Genomic DNA, 3015 nt, shown 5'->3' with positions numbered 1-3015 from the left:
GCAACGATGCCGACACCGGCACACGGGTGCAGGGCAAATACCTGATCAACGGCAACAACTTCCCCTGGGGCTACATCACCCCCGACAACAGCTGGGACAACTACTGGCGCAAGGGCCCCAATGCCAACCTGGGCTGGGATCCGAACCTCCCGGGCAGCGGCGAAGGGGCCGCCAGCATGGGCAAGGAACTGGCCCACAGTGAAGTCTTTGCCACCTGCCAGGCAGAAAAAGTGTTCCAGACCGTGTGTCTGCGCAAACCCGCCGACGGTGCCGACACCGCCGAGCTGGCCAGCATGACCAGCCACTTCAAAAACGATAACTACCGCATGAAAACCCTGTTTTCTGATGCGGCCACCTACTGCATGGGGGAGTAACGGATGACGTATTCTCAGCTTGCTCATCCCCGCGCGGCAGCCCTGCTGGCCAGCCTGCTCATCACCTTGCTCAGTGGCTGTGGCGGCAGTGGCAGCGGTGCCGACACACAACCGAACGTGGATACCGGCACTGGCGATAGTGGCGTGAATTACACCGGCCCCGCCCCGCGCAACGCAGACACCTCCGCCTTCAAGATATACATCTGGAACAACCTGGTCAGTGAACAGCGTTGCGGTGCCTGCCACCGCAACCAGCAACCTGCCTTTGTGCAAACCGGTGATATCAACGCCGCCTATGCGGCGGCAAACCCGCTGATCAACCTGAACCAGCCCGCGACATCGCGCATGGTGCAGAAAGTAGCCGGTGGCCATAACTGCTGGGAAGCGGACCCGCAGGTCTGTGCCGACCAGATCAGCACCTGGATCAGCGCCTGGGCCGGAGAAACCCTGGGCCTGGGTGGCGGCACCACCGAGCTGGACCCACCGCCCCTGTACGATCCCGGTGACAGCAAAAACTTCCCGGTGGACAGCGGGCTGTTCGAAACCACTGTCTACCCGCTACTGGAGCCGCATTGCAGCGAATGCCACCGCAGCGATGCCGCCACCCCGCAGGCGCCCTACCTGGCCGCCGATGATGTGGACGAAGCCTACAGTGCCGCGCAAAGCAAGATTGACCTGAACCAGCCTGAACTCAGCCGCTTGGTAGAGCGCCTGCGCGAAGACAACCACAACTGCTGGAGCGACAGCTGCAGCAACGATGCCGACGCCATGGAAGACGCCATTCGCGCCATGGCCAACAACATTACCGCCACCGCACCGGATGGCGATCTGGTGCTGAGCAAGGCACTCACCGTGGATGACGGCACCCTGGCCGCTGGGGGCGGACGCTACGAAAGCAACGTGGTCGCCCGTTATGAGTTCAAAACCGGCGAAGGCCTGACGGCCTACGATTCCTCCGGCGTGGAGCCCCCCATTCACCTGCAATTCAGCGGCGATGTGGCCTGGGAAGGCGGCTGGGGCATTCGCCTCAACGGCGGCAAAGCCCAGGGCAGCACCCAGACCAGCAAAAAACTCACCGACCTGATTGCCGCCACCGGCGAACTGACCCTGGAAGCCTGGCTGGTTCCCGCCAGCACCGGGCAGGACAATGCCCACATCATCAGCTACTCCGCCGGCACCATGGCCCGTAACCTGACCCTGGCCCAAAGCGGCAGCAACTACCTGGCCTACCAGCGCATCGGCGAAGCCACCGACAGCAACGGTGAGCCGGTACTGGCCACCGCCGATGACCCGCTTCAGGCAAGCCTGCAGCATGTCGCCATCACCTTTGACCCGGTTAACGGCCGCCAGCTCTACATCAATGGTGAACGCAATGGCGCCACCGACCCGGTTACCCCGAGCCTGCTCAACACCTGGGATGACACCTTTGCCCTGGTACTCGGCAACGAAGCCTCCAACGACCGCCCCTGGGAAGGGGTAATCCGGTTTGCCGCCCTTCACAGCCGGGCGCTCACTGGCGAACAGATCCGCACCAATTTTGCCGCCGGGGTGGGCGAGCGCTACTTCCTGCCTTTCTACATCGGCCACCTGATCAATCAGCCCGGCGCCTACCTGGTGTTCGAAGTGTCCCGCTTCGATAACTACAGCTACCTGTTCGCCGCGCCCTATTTCATCAACCTGGAACAGGATATCGTCGAATCGGAAGTGGCATTGCAAGGCCTGCGCCTGGGCATCAACGGTCGCGTCCCCGACGTGGCCCAGTCCTTTGCCACGGTGGACACCCTGATTGGCGGTGAAGGCTACAGCGAACAGGGCGAAACCCTGTCCCGCCTGGGCACCCTGCTACCCGTGGAGCAAGGCCAGGAAAACGACGAGTTCTTCCTCACCTTCGAACGCCTGGGCAGCCACACCAATGTGCACACCGACCCGCAGCCCCTGCCGCTGACACCCAACCAGTACGGCGAACAGCCCCTGCCCGGCCTGCGCAACTTTGCCGAAATCAACGCCACCATGAGCCAGCTCACCGGGGTGCCGGAAGGCTACGGCGAGGTGCCGGACACCTACCGACGCCTGCGCGCCCAATTGCCCAGCGAGGAAAATATCGAAGCCTTCCTCACGGCGCATCAAGTGGGGATTGCCCAGCTCGCCATTGAGTACTGCAACGCGTTGGTAGAAGCAGAAATCAGCAATGACACCAGCATTCAGCCTCTGTTCATAGGCATGAATTACAACCTGGGCGCCGACACCCTCAGCCAGCAGAACTGGAAAGACTGGGTCATTTCACCGTTGTTTGAACGCATGGTCGGTAATGGCCAGGCCAGCCAGCCAGACCGCAACGGGGTTGAAAGCGAGCTGGAAAACCTGCTGTTCAATACCAACCTGACCCAATGCAGCAGTGACTGCGTGGAGCGCACCGCCACCGCCACCAAGGCGGCCTGCGCGGCCATGCTGGGCAGCGCCACCATGCTGTTTCAATAAGGGGCACGACCATGAAAAGAATGATGAAAAAACCACAGGCCTTGCACCCCGACGCCCCGCTATTAAATCTGGGCCACGGCAAACCCATCAGCCGCCGCGACATGCTCGGGCGTGGTTTGGTGTCCGGTGCGGCCTTCGGCAGCGTGGGCCTGTTCGGCTTGTT

The 3015-nt window shown here is 62.2% G+C and carries 1 protein-coding gene and 1 pseudogene; both read left to right on the top strand.

Annotated features, from left to right (window positions below):
- A pseudogene (locus A3754_RS28325) lies at positions 1-374 on the top strand (hypothetical protein); the annotation flags it as partial.
- A 3-nt stretch (positions 375-377) separates the two neighbouring features.
- A complete protein-coding gene (locus tag A3754_RS25150; RefSeq protein ID WP_063521659.1) occupies positions 378-2852 on the top strand; it encodes a LamG domain-containing protein in 2475 nt (824 codons plus the stop codon).
- The last annotated feature ends 163 nt before the right edge of the window (positions 2853-3015 follow it).

The sequence above is a fragment of the Alcanivorax sp. HI0083 genome, from assembly GCF_001635175.1.
This window is presented reverse-complemented; position numbering and strand designations above follow the sequence as displayed.

Excerpts from the sequence above, each read along its gene's own strand:
- A3754_RS25150 (WP_063521659.1), top strand. The coding sequence starts at position 378 with ATGACGTATTCTCAGCTTGCTCATCCCCGCGCGGCAGCCCTGCTGGCC.